Source organism: Lelliottia sp. 7254-16 (genome assembly GCF_002922995.1).
In the GTDB taxonomy this organism is placed as follows: domain Bacteria; phylum Pseudomonadota; class Gammaproteobacteria; order Enterobacterales; family Enterobacteriaceae; genus Enterobacter; species Enterobacter jeotgali.
Window position 1 is genome coordinate 75,761 of sequence record NZ_PQVS01000008.1, and the last position, 24,143, is coordinate 99,903.

Here is a 24,143-nt window from a genome sequence, read left to right on the forward strand (position 1 = left end):
AATTCCTTGGCCGCACATGCTAACATAGCCAAATAAGATAGATAACGATAATTACTATCATTATCAAATCATGGATGTTGCTATGTCGTCTTCCTCTTTGACGGTGCGCGCCACTGCCGTGCCCGTTTTACTGATACTGCTGTTTCTTGCTGTTGCACTCAGCCTGCTGGTCGGCGCGAAACCGCTGCCCGTGTCCACGATCGTCGATGCCCTTTCCGGAACATGTCAGAGTGCAGACTGCATTATTGTGCTCGATGCGCGGTTGCCGCGAACCCTTGCCGGGCTGCTGGCCGGTGCAGCGCTGGGCCTTGCCGGGGCGTTGATGCAAACCCTGACCCGCAATCCGCTTGCCGACCCTGGTATTCTTGGCGTTAACGCCGGTGCCAGTTTTGCCATCGTCCTCGGCGCGGCGCTGTTTGGCTTCTCCTCCCCCACCGAACAACTGCTGATGGCCTTTTGCGGCGCGTTGGCTGCATCCCTGTTGGTAGCCTTTACCGGCAGCCAGGGCGGCGGACAGCTCAGCCCGGTGCGTCTGACGCTGGCGGGCGTAGCGCTCGGCGCGGTACTCGAAGGCTTATCCTCAGGCATCGCCCTGCTTAACCCTGACGTCTGGGATCAGCTGCGTTTCTGGCAGGCGGGTTCGCTGGACATTCGCACGCTGCAAACCCTGAAAGTGGTCACCATTCCGGTGCTGATCGCCGCCGCCGTGGCGCTAATTTCCTGCCGGGCGTTGAACAGCCTGAGTCTCGGGACAGATACCGCCACCGCGCTGGGCAGCCGCGTGGCGCGCACCCAGTTGATGGGTTTACTGGCGATCACCGTGCTGTGCGGAAGCGCGACCGCCGTCGTCGGCCCAATTGCCTTTATCGGCCTGATGATGCCGCACATGGCGCGCTGGATTGTCGGGTCCGATCACCGCTGGTCGCTTCCGGTCACGCTACTCGCCACTCCGACCCTGCTGCTGTTTGCCGATATCATCGGGCGCGTGCTGGTGCCGGGTGAGCTGCGCGTGTCGGTGGTCAGCGCGTTTATCGGCGCGCCGGTGCTGATCTTCCTGGTGCGACGCCAGCGCGGAGGTGCCCTGTGATGTCTCCGTCCCGACGTTTAGTGTTCTCCTGCCTGCTGCTGGTCGCCGCAAGCCTGCTGATTGCCGTCTGGAGCCTGCGCAGCGGCGCGGTGACGCTCGATTTCAGCCAGGTCTTTAACGCCCTCACCGGCAGCGCCCCGCGCAACATCACTATGGTCGTCACGGAGTGGCGCTTGCCGCGCGTGGTGATGGCGATTCTGGTCGGCGCGGCGCTCGGCGTGAGCGGCGCGATTTTCCAGTCGTTACTGCGCAACCCGCTCGGCAGCCCGGATGTGATGGGCTTCAACACCGGGGCGTGGAGCGGCGTGCTGGTGGCGATGGTGCTGTTTGGTCAGCATCTCACGGCGATTGCCTTCGCGGCGATGGCGGGCGGCATTCTCACATCGCTGGTCGTCTGGTTGCTGGCCTGGCGCAACGGCATCGAAACCTTCCGTCTGATCATTATCGGCATCGGCATCCGCGCTATGCTGATGGCGTTTAACACCTGGCTTCTGCTGCACGCCTCGTTAGAAACGTCGCTTTCCGCAGGGTTGTGGAACGCGGGTTCACTCAACGGCCTGACGTGGGCGAAAACCCTGCCCGCCACGCCAATTATCGCGCTGATGATGGTCTGTTCCTGGCTGCTGGTGCGCAGAATGCGCCTGCTGGAGATGGGTGACGACAGCGCCTGCGCGCTGGGGGTGAGCGTTGAGCGTTCGCGCCTGACGCTGATGCTGGTCGCCGTGGTGTTAACCGCCGCCTCCACCGCTATCGCCGGGCCGATTTCGTTTATTGCGCTGGTCGCCCCGCACATCGCGCGACGCATCAGCGGCACCGCCCGCTGGGGTTTGACCCAGTCGGCGCTGTGCGGCGCGTTGTTATTGCTGGCCGCCGATCTCTGCGCCCAGCAGCTGTTTATGCCTTATCAACTTCCGGTGGGCGTCGTGACCGTCAGCCTTGGCGGGATTTACCTCATCGTCTTGTTAGTCCAGGAGTCCCGCAAGAAATGAATGCCACAACATCCCGCTTGCGCGGCGAAAAACTGACCCTCGGCTACGGTAAAAAAATCGTGGTCGACAATTTAACCGTGTCGATTCCCGACGGCCATTTCACGGCGATCATCGGCCCGAACGGCTGCGGAAAATCGACTTTGCTGCGCACCCTGAGCCGTCTGATGACGCCTCAGCACGGCAGCGTGTTTCTCGACGGGGAGCAAATCCAAAGCTATGCCAGCAAAGAGGTGGCACGGCGGATTGGACTGCTGGCGCAAAACGCCACCACGCCGGGGGATATCACCGTGCAGGAGCTGGTAGCGCGCGGGCGGTATCCGCATCAGCCAGTGTTTACCCGCTGGCGGAAAGAAGATGAAGAGGCCGTGGCCCGCGCGATGCAGGCAACGGGGATCACCGATCTGGCAAGGCAAAGCGTCGATACGCTGTCCGGCGGTCAGCGGCAGCGCGCGTGGATCGCGATGGTGCTGGCGCAGGAGACGGCGATTATGCTGCTCGACGAGCCGACTACCTGGCTGGATATCAGCCATCAGATTGATTTACTTGAGTTGCTGAGCGATCTGAACCGCACCCAGGGCTATACGCTGGCGGCGGTGCTGCACGATCTGAATCAGGCGTGCCGCTACGCCACGCATCTGATTGCGCTGCGTGACGGAAAGATTGTGGCGCAAGGTGCGCCGAAAGAGATTGTGACACCAGAGCTTATCGAGCGTATCTACGGAATGCGCTGCATGATTATTGACGATCCGGTAGCGGGAACGCCGCTGGTGGTGCCGCTGGGGAAACGTGCAGTTTGATCCCCTCACCCCGGCCCTCTCCCAAAGGGAGAGGGAGTCAGAGTCCCCTCTCCCTGTGGGAGAGGGTTAGGGTGAGGGCAACAGCGCGCAACTACCCCAAAATCCCCTTCAACACCGGTCCAATCTGCTCGAACGCCTGCGGAGAAATGATATCCACGTGGGCGCAATCCTGACTGTAAACGTCAAGCTCACCCACCCACTCGCCCCACGCCTGATGCGGGTCCATCGTTCGCGTGCGTTCGGCAACAAACAGCGTCGCTTTACCGTCAAACCGAGAGCTGTGCGCCGTGGTCAACAGGCGCACCGCATCGGCGTAGTTGCCTTCGATGGCGGTAAACAGCTCGCCTGACGCCTGCCCCTGCTGGGCCGCCATGAAAGCCTCGCGTTCGCGTTCAATTTCCGCCAGCACTTCCGGGTCCAGCCCGTTGGCCTCTTTCTCCGCCCAGTTTTGCGTCTCCGGCGGCCAGGTATCCAGCAGGCCGAGGAACGCCACTTCCTCACCCTGCTCACGCAGACGCGCGGCGATGCCCTGCGCTAAGGTCCCACCGAGCGAGTAGCCGAACAGATAATACGGCCCGTGCGCCTGCTGGGTACGCAGAGTATGCAGATGATGTTCGATCACCGTATCCAGCGTCGCGCCCTGCGCCATCGGGCCTTCCGGGCGTGGAGACTGAATCCCGGTAATCGACCAGCGCGGGCTGAGATAGCGCGCCAGCACGCTAAACTGCCAGGCAAAACCAGACGCCGGATGGAAGCAGAACAGCGTTGGGCCGGTGCTTTGTCGCAGCGGGAGAACTGTTTCATACCCCAGACGCTGCGCTTGTTCGTCGCTCATCGCGGAATCCAGCAGCGTGCTCAGCTGATTAACCGTTGAAGCGACCATGATTTGCCCCGGCGTGACTTTGCGGGAGAATGCGCGGCTGAGCTGCGCCGCGAGACGCATCGCCAGCAGCGAGTGGCCGCCGAGAGCGAAGAAATCGGCTTCGATGTCGTTCACCTCGCAGCCGAGCAGCGCCGAGAACGCCTGCGCCACCGCGATTTCCGTCGCCGTTTCCGGTGCACGGCCCGACGCTTTGCTGGTCAATTCTGGCAACGGCAGCGCTTTGCGATCGAGCTTACCGTTGGCGCTCAGCGGCAGTTCGCTGATTTGCAGCACCACCACCGGCACCATATGCGGCGGGAGCTGCGCTTTCAGGGCGTCGAGCAGCACGTCGCGGTCCAGCGGTAAACCGGAGTCCGACACCACATAGCCCACTAATTGTCGCGCATCGCCGCCGGTTGCTGCCGCCTGATTGAACACACAGGCATGGGCCACCGCCTGCGCCACGTCAGGTAAGGCCTGCATCGCGCGGTCGATTTCGCCAAGCTCTATGCGCTGACCGCGAATTTTGAGCTGATCGTCGCTGCGCCCGAGATACTCCACCGCGCCGTTGTCCAGCCAGCGGGCGACGTCACCGGTGCGATACATACGTTCGCCTGGTGCGAACGGGTCGGCAATAAAGCGGCTGGCGGTCAGGTCCGGGCGGCCCAGATACCCCTGCGCCAGCTGAATGCCGGTCAGATAGAGATCGCCCGCCACGCCAAACGGCACCGGGCGCATCATCCCGTCGAGAATGCGCAGGCCAGTATTCCACACAGGGAAACCAATCGGCACGCTGTTGCCGGACACCGCCGCCAGCGCGTCGCCAAACGCCGGATACCAGCTCACGTCCACCGCCGCTTCCGTCGGGCCATATAAATTGTGCAGCGGCGCGTGAGTGAGCACTTCCCACTCGCGGCACAGTTCGGTCGGCAGCGCTTCCCCGCTGCAGAACACCTGTTTCAGACTGGTGCAGCAGTGGGCGTTTTCCGGCGTTAACGAGGCGACAAACGCCGCCAGCATCGACGGCACAAAGTGGGTGGTGGTGACGCCGTATCGGGCGAAGAACTGCTGCATCGCCAGCGGATCGCGATGGGCGTCCGGCTCGGCCATCACCAGTTTTGCCCCGGCGATAAACGGCCACCAGAACTCCCACACTGAGACGTCAAAACTGCACGGCGTTTTCTGCGCCACCACATCACTCACGTCCAGCGGGTAGTGGTTTTGCATCCACAGCAGGCGGTTGACGATAGCGGTTTGCCCGACCATCACCCCTTTCGGGCGCCCGGTTGAACCGGAGGTAAAGATGATGTAGGCGGTCTGTTCCGGGGTGCTGAGATTCAGCGGTTCGCTGCCGTTCGCAGGCAGTAATTCGCCGTAGCACAGGGTCGTAAGATCCGACACGCTGCTAAAGCGCGGGAGCTGATCGTCGGTAGTAATGAGTAAAGAAGGGCGCGCGTCTTCCAGCATCATGTGCAGGCGGTCGTCGGGGTAGCCCGTATCCAGCGGCAGCCAGGCGGCGCCCGCTTCAACAATCGCGTGCAGGGCCAGAGTCAGGAATACCGAGCGCGGTAGCGCCACTGCCACGCTGTCGCCGGGTTTGACGCCGCGTTCACGAAGCCCGTTTGCCAGGGCGATAACCTGCTCGCGCATCTGGCGATAGCTCAGTTCCGTGTGGGCATCTGCCAGCGCCGGGGCATCCGGCGTTTTGTGCGCCTGCTCCGCCACCAGCGCGCTCAGAGTGGTGGCCTCGAGCATCACACCGGTATCGTTGATCTGCGCCAGCTGGTGATACTCGTCGTCGGAGACGGTTTCCGCCTCGCCGCAGGGCAGCGCAGGATTGGCAGCAAACTGCGCCAGCAGCGCGTTCAGGCGCGCCACGTGGCGGGTGAGCGTCGCTTCATCGTAGCGCTGTTTGTTCGCCAGAATCTCAATACTTAAACCGCCCTGCTCGTCCGGGAACAGCGCCAGTTCGAGGTCATTCACCGGGCCGGTCGCCAGGGTGTGCGTTATCGCCTGCACGCCGTCGATATCCAGCTGATAATCAAAGACCTTCACGTTCAACACCGGGCCAAACAGTGCCTCGTCTCCGGCCGCTCGCCCGCTGTCGCGCACAATCTGCTCGGCGTCGTAACGCTGGTGACGACGCATCTTTTTCAGCTGATTTGCCAGGCGCAGGGCCAGTTCCGGTAAGGTTTCCTGCGCTTGGATATTGATCGCCATCGGCAGAACGTTGAGCACCGGACCGGTGGCGGTGAGCGCCGCCGATCCCATGCGACGCATAAAGATAAAGCCCGCTGCGTAATCCAGCCGACCGGTCAAGCGGCCCAGCCAAAGAGCCACCAGCGCGAGGGCCAGATCCGTGCGCTGAACCTGCGGGCAAGATGCGGTCAGTTGACTGAATGCGCGGCGATCGGCCAACAGTTTGAGACGTAAAATATCGGTGGTCGCAGCGCGGCCCGGAAGCGGAGCAGGCGATAGCGAAACCGGCGGCGGCAGCTGTTTGCGCTGCTCGGCCCAAAATGCGCCGTCGCGCTGATACGCTTCGCTGTCGCGATAGCGCTGATACTCTTCCACCACTTCTGCAAACGGTGTAAACGGCGACGCTGGCGTCGGTTCGCCTTTCGCCCATGCGGCATAAATGGCGGCGATCTGGCGGGTAATGGCCGGGAAACTGAAGCCATCGACGACTAAATGATGATAGCGCTGATACCAGTACCAGCGGTTGCTATCGACCTGAATCAGGAGCTGAAATGCCAGTGGCTGGCCGCTGTCGACGCGCAGGTTTTGTGCAAGATCAGCGTCCATCAGCGCCACAGCGGCAGTGTGCGGATCGGCGTTGTCGCGCAGGTCGATAATGTGCGGCTCAGCCAAAACCAGCGATTCATCGATCCACTGCCATACCTCGCCGTTGTCTTCGCTAAAACGGGTGCGCAGCGTGTCGGCCTGCATCATGCCTTCGACGATGGCTTTCGAAAACAGTGGCGCATTAATTTCGCCTTTCAGTTCAACGTAGTGCGCCACGCTCCAGGCGTTCGGCAGGGTCGAAAGCTGTTCTGCCATCCAGATTCCCGGCTGGGCGGCGACAAGAGGAAGACGCGTGCTCATGCATTTTCCTCCGCAAAATGAGACGGGATAAGTGTTTGCCAGTTTTCGCTAAGCCACTGCTGGCAGGCTTCCTGAGATTGCGGCTCACACACCTGACGCCAGCCCGCAGGCTGTGCGCACTGGGCGGGCCACAGGCTGTACTGACCGTTTTCGTTTTGCAAAATAGCGAATAGCCCTTGCGGGTTGTCGAAGGGATTACTGAATTCCATACCAAACTCCTGTCGAAAAAAATCGCCTGCCTGGCGTTAGTGAATGAGTGGCTGCCAGAGGGTAATAAGCCCCTGCGTCAGCCCGCCACGCCAGCAAAGCGCATCATGTCCGCCGTCAACCTGACGCCAGAAAATCGACTGCTGTGTGTGTTGTAGTTGGGCGTAAATAGCCTGATTGGCGCGGAAGATCAGCGGCTCGCGCTGGCCCGCTTCAAGAACGATGCGAAGGTGTTCGGCGGATTTTTCACCCGCTTTGAGTTGTTCGATAAGCAGCCCGTCCTGCTGCGCGCCGCGATGCGGCCACCAGTAGGAACCCGACTGACTGAGCACGCAGCCGAAACGCTGCGGCCAGTTGAGTCCGGCGTACAGGGACGACAGGCCACCAAAACTTTGTCCGGCGACAACCGTGCGATCGCCGCGTTCGCTGAAGGGTGCGATGGCGTGGATCTGCGGGAGTAACTCTTCCTGCACCGCCAGCCAGAAATCCGGGTTGCAGGGCAACTCGCGGCTGCGATGGGCGGTGTCGATCACATCGATCAAAACGTAGACCGCCGGCGGCAATTGCCGTTCGTTTGTTAGCGCCGCCAGCGCGGGCCAGACGGGCATACTTTCAGCCCAAAACTGCCCGTCGAGCAGAATCGCCAGCGGGCGCTCGGTCGGGTTTTCCTCGCCGGTGGTAAATACCCACACGCGGCGCACATTCCCCAGCCGCGGACTGTGCCACTCAATACATTGCGGCGCAGCGTACGGCGTATCGGGATGATTCCAGCCCGGCTGAACCGGTGCATTCGGCATTTCCAGGGCTGACACCGGATGCCCGCGCCCGCCGCGCCAGCTCTGGCAGTTCAGCGGATCGGCAATCGCTTTCGGCAGCAGTTTGCGCCAGCCTTCGCGAAGCGCGATGCGGTCCGGCGCGTCGGCGGTAAAGACGATATCGTCGAAATCCTGGGCGTTATCGGAGGGAATAAAACAGTAGCTGCCACGCCATTCGGGGCTGAACTCCCCCTGCCATTGCCAGACGTCGGTGTCGGGAAGACGGGTTAAGGATTGTGGTCGGGCATTTTGATGGTGGTCGGTCACGCCGGTGATGTAAATCCACACCCGCTGAACCTGCGATGTGCGCTGCGTCCCTGCCGGATCGCGCCACCAGAACGTCACACGAAAATTATCCTGTTCGCGCACCCATTCCGGACCTTTTTTTGACTGCCACCAGGCATCACTTCCCGTTGTTAGCGCCGTCACCCGTTTAACCTCATGTTTTTCGCGTCTTTTTTGTTACAAGACAAAATATATTGATAATATTATTGATAACTATTTGCATTTGCAATAGCGTAGTGCCCGCGCTGTGGGAAGCGCGCTCAAAAAACAACCATGCCACGCATTGTGTGCGCTCGAGGACAGGGCTGCTTACGCAACGTGCCGGTGATAAGTCATGCCGCCTCCTCTCCCGTTAGGGAATGGAGCCAAGGGGACGCGGCAACGAAAAGCAGGACGTACAATGAATAAGAAGATTCACTCCCTGGCCTTGCTGGTCAACCTGGGGATTTACGGCGCGGCTATGCCCGCAATGGCAGAAGACAAAACCGCCAGCAGTGCCGCGCACGAAGACACCATGGTGATCACCGCCGCCGAGCAGAACCTGCAGGCGCCGGGCGTTTCCACCATCACCGCAGACGAAATCCGTAAAAATCCTCCCGCTCGTGACGTGGCCGAAATCATTCGTACCATGCCGGGCGTGAACCTGACCGGGAACTCCACCAGCGGCCAGCGCGGCAACAACCGCCAGATCGACATTCGCGGCATGGGCCCGGAAAATACCCTGATCCTGATCGACGGCAAACCGGTCACCAGCCGTAACTCCATCCGTCTGGGCTGGCGCGGCGAACGCGATACCCGTGGCGATACCGGCTGGGTGCCGCCTGAAATGGTTGAGCGCATCGAAGTCATTCGTGGCCCGGCGGCCGCGCGTTACGGTAACGGCGCAGCGGGCGGCGTGGTGAATATCATCACCAAAAAATTCGACAACCAGTGGCATGGTTCGTGGAACACCTATCTGAACGCGCCGGAGCATAAAGACGAAGGCTCCACCAAGCGCACCAACTTCAGCCTGAGCGGCCCGCTGGGCGGCGATTTCAGCTTCCGCATGTTCGGCAACCTGGATAAAACCCAGGCCGACGCGTGGGATATCAACCAGGGCCATCAGTCTGAGCGTACCGGGATGTATTCCAGCACCCTGCCTGCCGGTCGTGAAGGCGTGGAAAACAAAGACATCAACGGCGTCGTGCGCTGGGACTTTGCGCCGATGCAGTCCCTGGAGTTTGAAGCGGGCTACAGCCGCCAGAACAACCTCTACGCGGGCGATACGCAGAACACCAACAACGACGACAGCTCCAACGGGCTGGTGAAGAAGAATTACGGCAAAGAGACCAACCGTATCTACCGCCAGAACTGGGCGCTGACCTGGAACGGCGGCTGGGATAATGGCGTGACCACCAGCAACTGGGCGCAGTACGAGCACACCCGCAACTCGCGTCTGGGCGAAGGGCTGGCGGGCGGTCTGGAAGGGCTGTTCAACAGCGATAAGTTTACCGATACCGATCTGTCCGACGTTACGCTGCACAGTGAAGTTAGCCTACCGTTCGATTTCCTCGTCAATCAGAACCTGACGCTGGGTACCGAATGGAACCAGCAACGCATGAAGGACTACGCCTCTAACTCGCAGACCCAACAGGGCGGCGCGATCCCAGGCATGAGCGACGATCGTAGCCCGTACTCTCAGGCGGAGATCTTCTCCCTGTTTGCTGAAAACAACATGGAGCTGACCGACAGCACCATGCTGACCCCGGCGCTGCGTTTCGATCATCACACCATTGTTGGCAACAACTGGAGCCCGTCCCTGAACCTTTCGCAAGGTCTGGGTGATGACTTCACGCTGAAAATGGGTATCGCGCGGGCGTATAAAGCGCCGAGCCTGTACCAGACCAACCCGAACTACCTGCTCTACAGCAAAGGCCAGGGTTGCTACGCCAGCGGTGACGGCGTCGGCTGTTACATGATGGGTAACGACGACCTGAAAGCGGAAACCAGCATCAACAAAGAGATCGGCCTTGAGTGGAAACGCGACGGCTGGCTGGCGGGCGCGACCTGGTTCCGTAACGACTACCGCGACAAAATTGAAGCGGGCTATGCGCCAATCGGCCAGACCTCTTCCGGCAAAGTGCGCACCGATATTTATCAGTGGGAAAACGTGCCGAAAGCCGTCGTAGAAGGACTGGAAGGGACACTGAACGTGCCGGTGACGGACGCGGTGAACTGGACCAACAATATCACCTACATGCTGCAAAGTAAGAACAAAGAGACCGGCGACCGTCTGTCGATCATCCCGGAGTACACGCTGAACTCAACCCTGAGCTGGCAGGTACAGCAGGATGTGTCTGTGCAGTCGACCTTCACCTGGTACGGCAAGCAGCAGCCGAAGAAATACAACTACAAAGGTCAGCCGGTGACCGGGTCTGAGAAAGACGAAGTCAGCCCGTACAGCATCGTCGGCCTGAGCGCGACCTGGGACGTGACCAAGTACGTCAGCCTGACCGGCGGCGTGGACAACGTCTTCGACAAACGCCAGTGGCGCGCGGGTAATGCCCAGACCACCGGGAACGCCACCACCGGCGCGTACATGTACGGTGCAGGTGCTTACACCTACAACGAACCGGGACGCACCTGGTACATGAGCGTTAACACCCACTTCTGATAGACTGTAAGCCCTCTTCCCTCGAAGGGGGCTTTTTTCAATCAGGGGGACCAATGCAAACCACTCACAGCCTGCTGACACTCGGCGGCGTCTGCGTTCAGCGCATTGATTTTGATCGCACCACATTTGATAACGCCGATCTGCTCTGGCTGCCCCATCACGCCGTCCTGAGCCACGCCTCCGCCAAACGTAAAGCCGACTATCTGGCCGGACGCATCGCCGCTGCTCATGCCCTACAGAATTTTTCGATTAACGCTGTGCCGGGTATTGGCCCCAACGGCGAACCGCTGTGGCCAGCAGGTTTTGCGGGCAGTATTTCTCACAGCGGAAGCCAGGCGTTCGCGCTGGCAGTGAAGCGCGATAACGCGCTGGTGGGCATCGACGGCGAGCAGCTTATCGCCGCACAGGAAGCGGTTGAGATTCAGGACGGCATTATTAATCCGCAGGAAAAAACCGTGCTGATGCGCACGGGATACCCTTTTGCGCTGGCCCTGACGCTGGCCTTCAGCGCCAAAGAGAGCCTGTTCAAAGCCCTCTTCCCACGCGTAAATACCTATATGGGTTTTGACAGCGCCTGCGTGACCAATATTTCCCGCAGCACGCTCACCCTGTCGCTCGCCCGTCCTCTGGCCGGTTTTTCGCATCATCACCCTTTTATCCTTCACTGGTGTGAGAACAACTCAGGCGTTATTACCCTGCTCTGCGAATAAATCGTCATACAATTAACACTGTCTCAGGATTAATCTTAAAAAAGCGCTTTATTTTATTTTCCCGCAAATAAAACATTTATTCCGTTTATTTTCGTTAATTATCTGTAATCGATTACTTTGCGTGAGCCAATAAACATCTACGATTATTAATGTAGACAATGTAAAAACCCCTCACAGAAAACAACAACTGCATAACAACGATGAAGGTTTATATTTTTATCGTTTAAATTCAAATAAATAAAACAACAGATAACACCAGGTCCGACCTCTTTATTTTAGTTAAATAACTCCATATGATGCTTTCACGGACATATAACCCCGTTAAAAATGCCGCTCAGATAAGGAATTCATTATTTAAAACGGAATAATGACGCTGCTAATGAAATGCATAACCCTCAACAGGACGACTGAAATGAATAAAATGATTATGGCGCTGGCTATTGCCGGTGCAACGCTGATGTTATCCGGCTGCATTATTGCTCCGCCGAGCGATGCACATCATCACCACAATAAAGATCACATGATTACCCGCGATGGGGTTTCATTACCTGACTGTGAAACATTAGCCGATGCCAGCCAGGCTGATAATGGTTCACGCTGCTGGTACCGTTAACAGGACACTGAATAATGAAAATGAATTATTGGGTCGTGCTGGCCGTCGTCGGCGGTATTTTTTCTCAGCCTGTGTTTGCTATCAGCGAAGCCTATCGCGCACAGCTGGAACAGTCGGGCTGTACACAGGTTGATGAAGCTAACGGAACGTGCCACGTCGGGCATACCCGGCATCACCCTCGGGACGATGAGTCTACGGGTGACATAGCGCGTGAGATCGATTCAAACATCGCAGGCAAATACCAGGGCGAAGCCGTTGATTATATGGAAGATGCAGGATGGCACTCCACCAACGGCGAGCGCACCCGCTGGCGCAAAAACGGTTACACCGCCGAGTTTGATATGACCTCGTCAGGCAAGCTGGAAGGCGTGTCGGTCCGCTAATTTTAATGGAGTGATGACAGCAGACAGGGATGTCTCCCCCCATAAAAAGAAACGCAAACACCTATGACACACGCAAAAAAAGAGAGTAAACGCACCCTTATTGGCAAGATATTCCTGTGGCTGTTTTTCACGTTCTGCGCCTGGTTCTTTTACAGCGCAATCAAAGCCATCTTATTTCTCTACGATCAACGCGCCCTGAATATTTCCGGAGAGATATTCAACATTGAGGAACTCATCACCCTGGTGATGATGGGGATGCTGCTGATCATCGGCTGTTTCCTCGGATTTCTGGCCTGGCTGACGCGCGGGAAAAAGCCAGAATCGGCGTAATACTTAGCCTCTTCCCTTACGCGGGGAAGAGGTTTTGTGTGCGCCAAAAAAATATTTTCATTTTTCTGCATCCAGTTTCGCCCTCTCTCTCGTATGTCGATATGTGAGCAACTCCTTCGCTCCCTACTACGAGGATGTATGATGAAAAAGCTAATCAATATCGCATTCGTATCCAGCGCATTACTCTTCACCGCAGGCGCATTTGCTGCGATGGAATCCGGTTCAGTCATGGTGGGTGGATCCGCAATGTTCCCGCAAAAAAACATCGTCGAAAATGCGATGAACTCGAAAGATCACACCACGCTGGTTGCCGCCGTTAAAGCGGCGGGTCTGGTCGATACGTTGCAAAGCAAAGGCCCGTTCACTGTCTTCGCCCCAACCAATGCGGCGTTCGCTAAATTGCCTGCGGGGACGGTCGACAACCTGGTAAAACCGGAGAATAAAGCGATGCTCGCCAGCATCCTCACCTACCACGTGGTGGCCGGTAACTATGATATGAAATCCCTCGAAGCAAAGATTAAGCAAGGCGGCGGTCACACAGAGCTGAAAACGGTCAACGGTCAACCGCTGTGGATCATGAGCAATGGGCCGCACAACATTCAGCTTAAAGACGGGAAAGGTAACGTGGCGAACATTAGCACTTATGACGTCCATCAGAAAAATGGCGTGATTGACGTTATCGACACCGTTCTGATGCCTAAGTAATTGTCTATACTTCGGATGGGAAAACAGGACATCCGGGAAAAATATGGATAATGCGCTGACAGAACAGCACGTTAGATTAATGCAGGCGGTCGCGAAAGGCGATCGCCGCGCATTTGAACAGCTGTACCGGCTAACGTCACCGCATCTCTTTGCCGTCGCCCTGCGTATGTTGCGTCAGCGCGCCTGGTCGGAAGAAGTGCTGCATGATTGCTTCATCACCGTCTGGAGCAAAGCAGGATCCTACGACCCCACGCTCAGCGCCCCCATGACCTGGCTGACCCATATTGTCCGCAACCGCTGTATCGACTGGCTGCGCAGTGGGCAAGCTCGCGCGGCTAACCGCGAGGAAGAGTATACCGACCAGCTTGAGATCCACGCGGACGACGACAGGAATAACTGGCATGACGACGCCCAGGCGGAACGTCTGCGCCATTGCCTTGGACACCTTAGCAACGACCAGCGTCAGAGCATCACGCTCGCGTATTATCAGGGAATGTCCCACAGCGATATCGCCGACTGGCTGCAACAGCCGATTGGATCGGTCAAAAGCTGGGTCCGCCGCGCGATGGAACATCTCCGGGAATGTGTAGGCCTATGAACGACCACAATGAAAAACGCGATGATGCGCTGGCGGCGGAATACGCACTCGGTACGCTGCGGGGCAATGCGCGGTTACGATTTCAGAAGAGGCTGATGCATGAACGCGATCTGGCCGAACGCGTCGCGCGTTGGGAAACGATGTTTAGCACCCTCGACAGCCATCTGAAGCCGGTTCAGCCGCCTGAATCCGTGTGGAAGAAAATTGCGATCAACCTTCCTGCGCAACCCACTGTGCGGCGTAATCGCCCTTATCTCGGCTGGATGGCCGCTGCCGGTTTAGCCGCCGTGGCGCTCGTCACCTGGTATACAACCCGTGAACCTGAACTGACGCCACTGGTGGTGCTTAACGATACACAGCAGCACGGACAATGGGTCGTCAGTGCGGATAGCCAACGCCAGCAGTTGAGTTTAACGCCGCTACGCCCGGCAGCGTTAACACCCAACAGCAGCCTGCAACTGTGGCTGATCCCCGCCGGAGGCACGCCGGTTTCACTCGGCCTGTTGAACAGCCAGGCGCCGACTCAGGTGAAGCTTAGTCATATGACTCTTGCCGCCGACGCCGTTATTGCGATCAGTCTCGAACCGCAGGGCGGTTCACCGACCGGGCAACCTACCGGGCCGGTGCTGTTCAGCGGCAAGATATAGCGCGGGTTATCTGAAGGACTCCAGGCGCCGAATCTGTCGCCCTTCACTGTCAAAATTATTCGCCGCCAGCCAGCTGCACAGCTCAGCGTCACGCTCCTGCCATTCGGTATCAATGATGGAGAGCATATCGCTGTCGCGGTTACGTCCTTTGCGCACCAGCTTCTGGCGCAAGCGTCCTTCCCAGACAAAACCGAGGCGCTCCGCTGCATTGCGCGAGGCCACGTTCATCGAATCACATTTCCACTCCAGCCGACGATAGCCGTGCTCGAATGCATTTTTCAGCAGCAGCCAGACGGTTTCCGTTCCCATTGCAGTGTTTTTCATCTGCCGTGACCAGGTGACGTGACCAATCTCCACCGATCCCATCAGCCGTTCAATCGCCATATAGCTGACCAGACCAACGGCGCGTTCGGTGCGCAGATCGATAACCGCATACGGCACCAGTCCGTCGTCCATCACCTTTCCCAACAGCCAGTGCGCGGTGGCCTCGACGCTTTCCGGCTGCGTACTGGCGAGCCACGTCCAGTCGCTGTCATCGCCCAGCGCATAGGCCTCAAACAGATCGGCGGCGTGCCGCGCTGCGTCCAGCGGCTCCAGCCGACAAAATCGCCCATTCAACGGCGTGCGAGTAAGCACCCGCGCCCCTTTCCAGTCGGGCACCGCATCGTTGACGGTTTGACCATGTTGATTTAATTCCGGCACGTCTTTGACTCCCAGCTATGTCATGCATTTGTTATATCAGGCGAAAAAGCGGGCGAAAAGCCCCCCATTCTGGCTGGCGCTTAATAGCCAATCCGTATGCTTTATATCTTGATGGCATAAGCAAAGCAGAATTTAGACTTTGAAGATTTTCTCGTCCGGCCTAACGTAGCGATGCCAAAAACAATCACAATAATTTTCACATTCAGGGATCGCTATGACTAAAAAACTGCTGCCGTTACTGGTATTGGCCGTGCTCTCTGCCGCCGCCAATGCCGCTACTCCGCCGAATACGCTGGTTGTCGCTCAGGGTCTTGATGATATCGTGAGCCTCGATCCCGCTGAAGCCAACGAGCTTTCCAGCATCCAGACCGTGCCAAGTTTGTATCAGCGCCTGGTGCAGCCGGACCGCGATAATCCGGCAAAAATCTCCCCGATTCTGGCCAAGAGCTGGGAAGCTAACGCAGCAGCAAAAACCCTGACCATCAAACTCAAACCTGACGCCAAATTTGCCTCCGGCAATCCGCTGCGCCCTGAAGACGTGATTTTCTCTTATACCCGCGCTATCACCCTGAACAAATCCCCGGCCTTTATTCTCAACGTGCTGGGCTGGGAGCCGGGCAATATCGCCAGCCTGCTGAAAAAAGTGGATGACCACACGCTGGAATTGCGCTGGACGGCTGACGTCAGCCCGGCGGTGGCGCTGAATATTCTCTCTACGCCGATTGCTTCCATCGTCGATGAAAAGCTGGTTTCAGCGAATGTGAAAGACAACGATTTCGGCAACGCATGGCTGAAGATGCACTCGGCGGGCAGCGGCGCGTACAAAATGCGCGTCTATCAGCCGCATCAAGCCATTGTGCTGGAAGCCAATGACAGCGCCCCTGGCGGCGCGCCGAAGCTTAAAAGCATCATCATCAAAAACGTCCCGGACCCGGCCTCTCGCCGCCTGCTTATCCAACAGGGTGACGCCGACGTGGCCCGTGACCTGGGCGCGGACCAAATCAGCGCCCTGGAAGGTAAAGCCGGTGTGAAAGTACTGAGCATTCCGTCTGCCGAGCAAAACTACCTGGTGTTTAACGCCGGAAACAGCGCTAACCCGCTGCTGAATAACCCAGCGTTCTGGGAAGCATCGCGCTGGCTGGTCGATTACGACGGCATCACCAAAGACCTGCTGAAAGGCCAGTATTTCGTCCATCAGAGCTTCTTGCCAGTCGGCCTGCCGGGCGCGCTGGAAGATAATCCGTTCAAATTCGATCCGGCCAAAGCGAAGGAAATCCTCGCCAAAGCGGGCATTAAAGACGCGCACTTCACGCTGGATGTTGAGAACAAACCGCCGTTTATCACCATCGCTCAGTCGATGCAGGCCAGCTTCGCCCAGGGCGGCGTGAAGGTCGATCTGCTGCCAGCCGCGGGTAGCCAGGTGTACGCTCGCGTACGTGCCAAACAGCATCAGGCGGCGATTCGTCTGTGGATCCCGGACTACTTTGACGCGCACTCCAACGCCAGCGCCTTTGCGTGGAACGACGGCAAATCGAGCACGGTGGCCGGTCTTAACGGCTGGAAAATCCCGGAGCTGAACAAAGCAACGCTGGCCGCGGTGGCTGAACCGGACCCGGCAAAGCGCCTGGATCTGTACACCAAAATGCAGCAGGAATTGCAGCACAACTCGCCGTACGTGTTCGTCGATCAGGGCAAAACCCAGATCGTGGTGCGCGATAACGTGAAGGGGTATCAGCAGGGGCTGAACGCCGATATGGTCTGGTACGATAAAGTGACGAAATAATTCGCCCTGACTGCCGGGTGGCGCTGCGCTTACCCGGCCTACGGTTTGATGTTTTGTCCACGTTCACGGTTTTGTAGGCCGGGTAAGGTGTAGCTGCCACCCGGCATTGAAGGCCAGCTCAGGAATAACGTTCTCCCCATGCCACCTCTATCCACCCACGTGATGCGTGTTCTTCAGGGTCTTTTCACCCTGCTGCTCACCCTGTTCGGGCTGTTGCTCGTCACGTTTGCGCTCTCTGCTTTTTCACCCGTTGATCGCGTCTTACAGATCGTCGGCGATCACGCCAGCCAGTCAACGTACGACCAGGTTCGCCATCAGCTCGGGCTGGATCAGCCTGTTGCCGTGCAGTTCTGGCACTACCTGCTGAACTTGTTGCACGGCGATCTCGGCACCGCCAGCGCCACCGGGCAGCCCGTTTTACAAGATCTGCTGCACGCCTTTCCCGCCACGCTCGAACTCGCGACGCTGGCGCTGATTATCGGTTCCGTACTCGGCATGATCGCAGGTGTGCTCTGCGCGCGCTTCGCCGGTTCACCGCTGGATCTCGCCATCCGCACTCTCACTCTGCTCGGCAACTCAGTGCCCATTTTCTGGCTCGGTTTACTGATGCTGGCACTGTTCTACGCGAAGCTGCAATGGAGCGCCGGGCCGGGGCGACTGGATGATATCTGGCAATACACCGTCGCACCGCGTACCGGTTTTGCGCTGATCGATACCTGGTTATCCGGCGACAGCGCGGCGTTCAAAAATGCCGTCAGCCATCTGGTGCTGCCGGTTTTGCTGCTGGCCTACTACTCGCTGGCGAGCATCACGCGCCTGACGCGCTCGGCGTGTCTTAGCGAAATGAACAAAGAGTACATCCTGCTCGCGCGTGCCAAAGGCGCGGGAGAGATGACGATTCTGCTGCGCCACGTGCTGCCTAATATTCGCAGCACGCTGCTGACGGTGATCGCCCTGGCGTACACCAGCATGCTCGAAGGCGCGGTGCTGACCGAAACCGTCTTCTCCTGGCCGGGCATTGGCCGCTATCTCACCACCGCGCTGTTCGCGGGCGACACCACCGCCATTATGGGCGGCACGCTGGTGATTGGCGTCTGTTTTGTGCTGATTAATAATCTGACTGACCTGCTTGTGCGGGCCACCGACCCCAGGGTGCGCTGATGCCTTTCTATCTGTTTGTGCGCCGACTGCGCCGCTCTCCCGCTGCGTTCTGCGGGCTTATCGCCATCACCCTGCTGCTGCTGATCGCCCTGTTTGCCCCGTGGCTCGCACCGCTCGATCCCAACTGGCAAAACGCCGCCGCCCGCTTACAGGCCCCCAACGCCCAACACTGGCTGGGCACCGACAGTTTTGGGCGTGACCTGCTTTCACGCCTGATTTACGGCAGCCGCCCGGCGCTGGGACTGGTGGCGTTAGTCACGGTTATTACCCTGCCCGCCGGGCTGCTGATCGGGATTTTATCCGGATATTACGGCGGCTGGCTGGAGCGCGTATTGATGCGTTTTACCGACGTGGTGATGTCGATGCCGCGCCTGATCCTCGCCTTTGCGTTTGTCGCCATGCTTGGGCCCGGACTGGTGAATGGCGCGCTGGCGCTGGCGCTGACCACCTGGCCGGCCTATGCGCGTCAGGCACGCAGTGAAATTCAGCGCCTGCGTCATAGCGATTATCTCGCCGCCGCCGAAATGATGGGCATTCGTGGCGGGAGGCTGTTACTTGGACATATTCTGCCGCTCTGTCTGCCGTCAGCGATTGTGCGGCTGGCGCTGGATCTGGCGGGCATTATTCTGGCTGCTGCCGGGCTGGGGTTCCTTGGGCTTGGGGCGCGTCCGCCGATGGCCGAATGGGGGGCGATGATCGCCGACGGAATGCAGGTAATTTTCGATCAGTGGTGGATTGCCGCCATCCCCGGCGGTGCGATTTTGTTCGCCAGCCTGGCCTTTAACCTGCTGGGCGATGGCCTGCGCGACATTCTGGAGCCACAGCATGACTGAATCCCGCGTTATCGTCGATGCGCTGAATATCGACTACCCCGCCGCGCGCGTGGTGAACAATTTAAGTTTTACGCTCGGGAATGAACGACTCGCCTTAGTGGGGGAATCCGGCTCTGGTAAATCGATGTCTGCCAGAGCGCTAATGGGCCTGGTGCGCCAGCCCGGCGTGGTGAGCGCTCGCCAGCTTAATGTGCTGGGCAACGATCTGCTGACGATGAACAACCGTCGCTGGCAGGGCCTTCGCGGCAACGGAATTGCGATGGTGCTTCAGGACCCGCGCTATGCGCTCAATCCGGTGAAAAGCGTCACCGCACAGCTGGAAGAGTCCCTTACGCTTCATCAATCGTTGTCGCGCAAGGAACGCGTTGAGCGAATCCATGAAATCGTCCACGCCGTTGGCCTGGAGCAGAACGTGCTGGCGCGCTATCCCGGTGAATTATCCGGCGGCATGGGCCAGCGGGTGATGATTGCCATTGCGCTCATCAACAATCCGCAGGTACTGATTGCCGATGAACCGACCTCTGCTCTCGACGCCCGCCTGCGCAATCAGATCCTCGAACTGCTGGTGCAGCAGTGCGAAGAGCGCCAGATGGCGATGTTACTGATTAGCCACGATTTGCCGCTGGTAGCGGAACATTGCGACCGCGTGCTGGTGATGTATCAGGGCGAAAAAGTCGATGAAATGTCTGCCCAACAGCTACCGCAGGCGACGCATCCCTATACCCGTACGCTGTGGACCTGCCGCCCAAATGCCAGCACCTTCGGGCAAATGCTACCCACGCTCGATCGCAAGGAGATGCGCAATGTCACTCGTTGAAGTTCATCAGCTCCAGGTCGCATTTGGCGAAAAAACGGCAGTGTCAGCTGCCAGTTTTGCCATCGAAAAAGGAGAAACCTTTAGCCTGATTGGTGAATCAGGCTGCGGCAAATCGACCATTCTGCGCGTGCTCGCCGGGTTACAGCGTCAGTGGCGCGGCAACGTGTCACTGCTGGGTGAAAACCTTTCGTCTGGGGAACGATTCACCGGTGCGCTACGTCGTAACGTGCAGATGGTGTTTCAGGACCCGTGGGCGTCGCTGCATCCAAACCACACCATTTCACGCACGCTGACCGAGCCGTTCAAAATCCACGGCGAAACACAGATCACGGAGAAAGTGGCTGATGCGTTGCAGGAGGTGGGACTGTCGGCGGACGCGGGCCAGCGTTATCCGCATCAGCTTTCCGGCGGCCAGCGTCAGCGCGTGGCGATTGCCCGCGCCCTGCTGTTGCGCCCGCAGCTGCTGCTGCTCGACGAGCCGACCTCGGCGCTGGATATGTCGGTGCAGGCGGAGATTCTCAATCTACTCAACCGTCTGAAACAGCAGCATGGCATGACCTATCTGCTGGTGAGCCACGACGCGGACGTTATTGCCCATATGTCCGATCGTGCGGCATTTATGGCGCACGGTGAAATTCAGCGGGTGTTTGATCGGAAAGCGATGCTGAACGGCGAGCACCGAATGGGGTAGGTTTGTGCAAACCTATTTGTGACATCTTTGTAGGCCGGGTAAGGCGAAGCCACCACCCGGCAGCCCGTTTCTGGAAAGCGCCTCGCAAATCGAAAAGTAACCTTGTGAAATTCAAGGTTTAAGCTTTTATTTGCCATTTGAGGGTCGTAAAGTTCACCCGTTGCGAGACATCCGCAACCGGGCGTAGGAACCCGTTGGCATGAAGCGATAATTTTTTTCGCGACAGCGCATATCCCGTAAACATACGGTAGCGCTGGCGGAGCAGCCGAAGGCTGGCCGTTTTCTTTGTGCACGGTATTCCTACCTCCGCCAGCGCTACCCCCCTCTGAACGGAGGAACTCTCAGGGTGGTTAATTAATTTTTTGCATAAAGAGGATGCCAAATGGCTACTATCCCAGCCCTGTCTTACGCACAATCAGAGGAAAGCTTCATCCAACAATTGCTCAATGCGCCCTTGCCAGAAACAGTCGATTTATTCGAGGCGGCGGATTCCTGCACCACGGTCGTCTGCGTTCTGGTCGAAACCCTGGACATCAACACGCGTAAAGCGCTATGCGAGCGCTTGCTACATTCACTCAACCAGCTTCGCGATCTGTGCGATAAAGATCTTCCGCCACATCTTATTGAGCAACTGATTGCCGGTGAGAAAATCAGCTCAAATGTGCCGGATCTGTGGCAGGAAACCGCAACGATGGTGGATTACGCGCAAGCCCTAACGCAGGCGGTTGAAGGTGGAAAGCTGCCATCAAAAGTTGAGAAAGAGTTAACGGGATTGCTGCATGATATGGTCTGGCTGCTGGCGGATTTTGTGAAGGAGCCTTATATCACGGCACACTGAGAGTCAGTCCGCGTTGCCGAAATTCTGCTGAAGATGGCGCAGAATTTCGGCACAAAATCACTTGAGGAGTTTTACCGTTTCTTCAATGTCGATTTCGTCTTCTGTGAAGATGAGCGTCGCCCCCTGGAAGGTGGTGATCGCCAGTTTCTTCAGCGAGCGCATTTCACCTGGCTTCACGGCGGATTTTGGTCTGATGCTATTCAGCAGAGCGCCCACCGACAGCACAGCATTTTCTTTATCGATTCCGGCATCTGCCGGCACTTCCTCGCTGTAGACCAGGAAAGACTTGATCGACGTGAGCTTAAGGCGCTCGCCCGCGATGTAGATATATTTGCTTTCCGGGACGACTTTCACCGCGTAAGCAGAGAGACCTTTGTTATTGGTCGTCGGTTCGAAAGTGACCGCTGCGTCTTTCTTGATCAGCTCAGGGTTGGCGACTTTGATCACATGAAAATAGCGGTTATCACCGTTTTCATCTTTGATAAATCCAAAGCCTTTATCTTTAAACCACGTCGTGATCGTTCCGTTCATCGCCATTACCGCCTGATTAATCGTTTATCAACACAAATTTTGCAGCGCGCAGTGTAAAACACAATCCCCGCGCAGACCATGTCTTTGGCTTAAGTCTGGACGATAAATTTGTGGGATGCGAGGTTAGAGTCGCTGGTATCGATAGATTGACGGGATTTTAAGCACCAGGAAGTATTAGCGCTTACGGCGCAGCTCATTAGCTGTGTGCAAATATGCTTGCTGCTTAACTTATTCATTCGACACTACATCTCTATTTTTTTGAAATTCAGAACACATTAAACTCTAATACTTGCTCGCTATGTCTATTTATAATATCAAGCATTCATCGTAGTGACATAATCAAATCCAATATAAGAATGTATATTTATATACCAGCACCAGGAGTAACTCATGTCACTCTGCACAACACCATCAACGGTTTTACTGACTTACTTACACTTCAGAATTACGCAACTCTATGAAACAGTTGTGCCCACAATACCACAATCAGATAGTACAAAATCAGAACTTATGAAACGTCTGAGAGCACAACTGGATATTAGTACATTTGATATTTCAACTCTTTCCAGTGTCGAGCGGGAATTAATAACAATATGCCCAGACATTCTTGTTAGTCAACTCTATCAAAATACTCGAGACCGTTTTCTGTCGACCTTACCGATTGAGGCTCCACATCGACTAGAAAAACTAGAGAAGTCTAGTCCACCAGAAAATAATATAAGCAACCAACGAACAAATATGTTAATAGTTTGCAACTGGCTTCACGAGTACTATTTCTTCATTTGTACTCGAGAAAAATTCATTAGCGACAACAAACAACTATTTATTATTATGTTGCTTATTCTCGTTGTCATTACCGTTGCATCAAGTGTGATATGTCAAACGCTGATACATGACAGGACTGGCATTCAATATTCACTTCTTATTGGAATGGCATGTTCAGGATACTTAGGAGCCACGATCAGCGTTGTTCGTCGCTTCAGGACTGTTGCAGAAAGCCCTGTTGACGGCATCGATAGAGAGGATAAGCTATTGAAATTAGAGCAGGGTCAAAAGGGAATATATCTCTCTTTGCTTCTGGGTACACTATCCCCTTTCATTATAATGCTTGTTCTAAGAATTCTACCTGATGGTCAAAATACAACTCTTCTTGGGATCAATTTGCTCCCTCACTTTAAAGATGTAGTGATTAGTACCACAGCCACTATTGCTGATGTTTATCTTTATACACAACTTACAGATGCTTCTGACATTGCTCGCATCTTAATTATATCTATTTTTTGTGGCTTTGCCGAAAGACTTATTCCTGATGTGCTCGACAGACTCACCAATGAAGCAGAGAAAAAATACATAACACCTCATTCATAACTCAACTGGAGTATTCACATGGCTAACTGGAAAGGTATAGTTGGTTTAAGCTTCACTCAAGAAACATTTGATAAATATTGTCATTCACTACACTGGACGCAATGGAGGCCTTCAGCAATAGTATTGCATAATACATCGACACCGACATTAATGCAGCGCCCCAATGGCTTCACAGCAAAACACATTGAAAATCTTGTACATTATTATCGTGATGATCAAGGATGGTCCGCAGGCCCTCATCTCTTTATCGACGACAAACAAATTTGGGTATTCTGCCCATTAACCCTTTCCGGAGTACACTCACCTTCCTATAACAAAATGGCGTTAGGGGTAGAAATGTTAGGTGAATACTCAACAGAGTTGTTTGATTCTGGTCGAGGGTTATCTGTACAAAAGAATACTGTTGCAGCACTTGCTACTCTATATGCAGTCTTAGGTCTCAATCCTGAAAATTTGATATTGCATAAAGAAGACCCTCTGACGAAGCATAAAACCTGCCCAGGGAAACATGTGGACAAAACAGCCTTAGTTGAAAAGGTAAAACAACTAGTGGTTAAGCGGCACGGTGGGGATCATTTCAAAGAGGCCGATGAGCATCCTTGAACCCAGTAAGGTTGGTGGGGATGTCTATAC

General features: G+C 56.6%; 23 protein-coding genes and 1 pseudogene. 19 read left to right on the forward strand and 5 right to left on the reverse strand.

The window, feature by feature from the left end; translation table 11 throughout:
• Positions 1 to 82: 82 nt before the first annotated feature.
• The 3 genes from fepD to fepC are packed head-to-tail and all read left to right on the forward strand — an operon-like array spanning position 83 to position 2,873.
• Positions 83 to 1,087, forward strand: coding sequence for a Fe(3+)-siderophore ABC transporter permease (gene fepD, locus C3708_RS12540; RefSeq protein ID WP_103949475.1), 1,005 nt, complete (start codon positions 83 to 85; stop codon positions 1,085 to 1,087).
• Entirely contained in the window at positions 1,084 to 2,076 is a 993-nt protein-coding gene (gene fepG / locus C3708_RS12545; protein ID WP_095281161.1) for an iron-enterobactin ABC transporter permease, read from the forward strand. Before fepD ends, fepG begins: the two co-directional genes overlap by 4 nt.
• The gene (fepC, locus tag C3708_RS12550) at positions 2,073 to 2,873 is read left to right on the forward strand and encodes an iron-enterobactin ABC transporter ATP-binding protein (protein WP_103949476.1); all 801 of its coding nucleotides are present in this window, start codon (positions 2,073 to 2,075) and stop codon (positions 2,871 to 2,873) included. Before fepG ends, fepC begins: the two co-directional genes overlap by 4 nt.
• Positions 2,874 to 2,964: 91 nt before the next feature.
• On the opposite strand, the gene entF is transcribed toward fepC, so the two are convergent.
• From entF to fes, 3 genes and pseudogenes are all read right to left on the reverse strand, one after another.
• A complete protein-coding gene (gene entF / locus C3708_RS12555; RefSeq protein ID WP_103949477.1) occupies positions 2,965 to 6,840 on the reverse strand; it encodes an enterobactin non-ribosomal peptide synthetase EntF in 3,876 nt (1,291 codons plus the stop codon).
• On the reverse strand, positions 6,837 to 7,049 hold the full coding sequence (locus tag C3708_RS12560) for an MbtH family NRPS accessory protein (RefSeq protein ID WP_095281158.1): 213 nt from the start codon (positions 7,047 to 7,049) through the stop codon (positions 6,837 to 6,839). Before C3708_RS12560 ends, entF begins: the two co-directional genes overlap by 4 nt.
• 36 nt (positions 7,050 to 7,085) lie before the next feature.
• A pseudogene (gene fes / locus C3708_RS12565) lies at positions 7,086 to 8,297 on the reverse strand (enterochelin esterase); the annotation flags it as partial.
• A 250-nt stretch (positions 8,298 to 8,547) separates the two neighbouring features.
• Here fes and C3708_RS12570 point away from each other — a divergent pair.
• The 8 genes from C3708_RS12570 (at position 8,548) to C3708_RS12605 (ending at position 14,786) form a co-directional block, all read left to right on the forward strand.
• Positions 8,548 to 10,800 carry a TonB-dependent siderophore receptor gene (locus C3708_RS12570; protein WP_095281156.1) on the forward strand — a complete coding sequence of 751 codons (2,253 nt, stop codon included), beginning with the start codon at positions 8,548 to 8,550 and terminating at the stop codon, positions 10,798 to 10,800.
• Between the two features lie 53 nt (positions 10,801 to 10,853).
• Complete coding sequence (gene entD / locus C3708_RS12575; RefSeq protein ID WP_103949479.1) at positions 10,854 to 11,510, forward strand: enterobactin synthase subunit EntD; 657 nt, start codon at positions 10,854 to 10,856, stop codon at positions 11,508 to 11,510.
• Positions 11,511 to 11,922: 412 nt separating this feature from the next.
• Positions 11,923 to 12,123 carry a hypothetical protein gene (locus C3708_RS12580; RefSeq protein ID WP_095281154.1) on the forward strand — a complete coding sequence of 67 codons (201 nt, stop codon included), beginning with the start codon at positions 11,923 to 11,925 and terminating at the stop codon, positions 12,121 to 12,123.
• A gap of 14 nt (positions 12,124 to 12,137) precedes the next feature.
• The gene (locus tag C3708_RS12585) at positions 12,138 to 12,506 is read left to right on the forward strand and encodes a hypothetical protein (protein WP_095281153.1); all 369 of its coding nucleotides are present in this window, start codon (positions 12,138 to 12,140) and stop codon (positions 12,504 to 12,506) included.
• Between the two features lie 63 nt (positions 12,507 to 12,569).
• A complete protein-coding gene (locus C3708_RS12590; RefSeq protein ID WP_095281152.1) occupies positions 12,570 to 12,836 on the forward strand; it encodes a hypothetical protein in 267 nt (88 codons plus the stop codon).
• A gap of 141 nt (positions 12,837 to 12,977) precedes the next feature.
• Positions 12,978 to 13,541: a fasciclin domain-containing protein gene (locus C3708_RS12595; protein ID WP_103949480.1), complete on the forward strand. Its 564-nt coding sequence runs from the start codon at positions 12,978 to 12,980 to the stop codon at positions 13,539 to 13,541.
• 43 nt (positions 13,542 to 13,584) lie between these two features.
• The gene (locus C3708_RS12600; RefSeq protein ID WP_095281150.1) at positions 13,585 to 14,139 is read left to right on the forward strand and encodes a sigma-70 family RNA polymerase sigma factor; all 555 of its coding nucleotides are present in this window, start codon (positions 13,585 to 13,587) and stop codon (positions 14,137 to 14,139) included.
• Positions 14,136 to 14,786, forward strand: a complete 651-nt coding sequence (locus C3708_RS12605; RefSeq protein WP_103949481.1) for an anti-sigma factor domain-containing protein — start codon at positions 14,136 to 14,138, stop codon at positions 14,784 to 14,786. The genes C3708_RS12600 and C3708_RS12605 overlap by 4 nt, the downstream gene beginning before the upstream one ends.
• Positions 14,787 to 14,792: 6 nt before the next feature.
• Here C3708_RS12605 and C3708_RS12610 read toward each other — a convergent pair whose 3' ends face one another.
• On the reverse strand, positions 14,793 to 15,488 hold the full coding sequence (locus C3708_RS12610) for a GNAT family N-acetyltransferase (RefSeq protein ID WP_103949482.1): 696 nt from the start codon (positions 15,486 to 15,488) through the stop codon (positions 14,793 to 14,795).
• Between the two features lie 214 nt (positions 15,489 to 15,702).
• On the opposite strand from C3708_RS12610, the gene C3708_RS12615 reads away from it, so the two are divergent.
• The 6 genes from C3708_RS12615 (at position 15,703) to C3708_RS12640 (ending at position 21,611) form a co-directional block, all read left to right on the forward strand.
• Complete coding sequence (locus C3708_RS12615) at positions 15,703 to 17,271, forward strand: ABC transporter substrate-binding protein (RefSeq protein WP_103949483.1); 1,569 nt, start codon at positions 15,703 to 15,705, stop codon at positions 17,269 to 17,271.
• 138 nt (positions 17,272 to 17,409) lie between these two features.
• The gene (locus C3708_RS12620; RefSeq protein WP_103949484.1) at positions 17,410 to 18,432 is read left to right on the forward strand and encodes an ABC transporter permease; all 1,023 of its coding nucleotides are present in this window, start codon (positions 17,410 to 17,412) and stop codon (positions 18,430 to 18,432) included.
• Positions 18,432 to 19,265, forward strand: a complete 834-nt coding sequence (locus C3708_RS12625; protein WP_095281145.1) for an ABC transporter permease — start codon at positions 18,432 to 18,434, stop codon at positions 19,263 to 19,265. Before C3708_RS12620 ends, C3708_RS12625 begins: the two co-directional genes overlap by 1 nt.
• On the forward strand, positions 19,258 to 20,082 hold the full coding sequence (locus tag C3708_RS12630) for an ABC transporter ATP-binding protein (RefSeq protein WP_103949485.1): 825 nt from the start codon (positions 19,258 to 19,260) through the stop codon (positions 20,080 to 20,082). The genes C3708_RS12625 and C3708_RS12630 overlap by 8 nt, the downstream gene beginning before the upstream one ends.
• Positions 20,069 to 20,773: an ABC transporter ATP-binding protein gene (locus C3708_RS12635; protein ID WP_103949486.1), complete on the forward strand. Its 705-nt coding sequence runs from the start codon at positions 20,069 to 20,071 to the stop codon at positions 20,771 to 20,773. Before C3708_RS12630 ends, C3708_RS12635 begins: the two co-directional genes overlap by 14 nt.
• 382 nt (positions 20,774 to 21,155) lie before the next feature.
• Positions 21,156 to 21,611 carry a hypothetical protein gene (locus C3708_RS12640; RefSeq protein ID WP_095281142.1) on the forward strand — a complete coding sequence of 152 codons (456 nt, stop codon included), beginning with the start codon at positions 21,156 to 21,158 and terminating at the stop codon, positions 21,609 to 21,611.
• Positions 21,612 to 21,668: 57 nt separating this feature from the next.
• On the opposite strand, the gene C3708_RS12645 is transcribed toward C3708_RS12640, so the two are convergent.
• Positions 21,669 to 22,148 carry a cold-shock protein gene (locus C3708_RS12645; protein ID WP_095281141.1) on the reverse strand — a complete coding sequence of 160 codons (480 nt, stop codon included), beginning with the start codon at positions 22,146 to 22,148 and terminating at the stop codon, positions 21,669 to 21,671.
• Between the two features lie 384 nt (positions 22,149 to 22,532).
• Here C3708_RS12645 and C3708_RS23610 point away from each other — a divergent pair, with 384 nt between their 5' ends.
• Together C3708_RS23610 and C3708_RS12655 are read left to right on the forward strand one after the other, a co-directional pair.
• Entirely contained in the window at positions 22,533 to 23,510 is a 978-nt protein-coding gene (locus C3708_RS23610) for a hypothetical protein (RefSeq protein WP_133159909.1), read from the forward strand.
• Between the two features lie 18 nt (positions 23,511 to 23,528).
• On the forward strand, positions 23,529 to 24,113 hold the full coding sequence (locus C3708_RS12655) for a peptidoglycan recognition family protein (protein WP_103949488.1): 585 nt from the start codon (positions 23,529 to 23,531) through the stop codon (positions 24,111 to 24,113).
• Positions 24,114 to 24,143 lie beyond the last annotated feature (30 nt).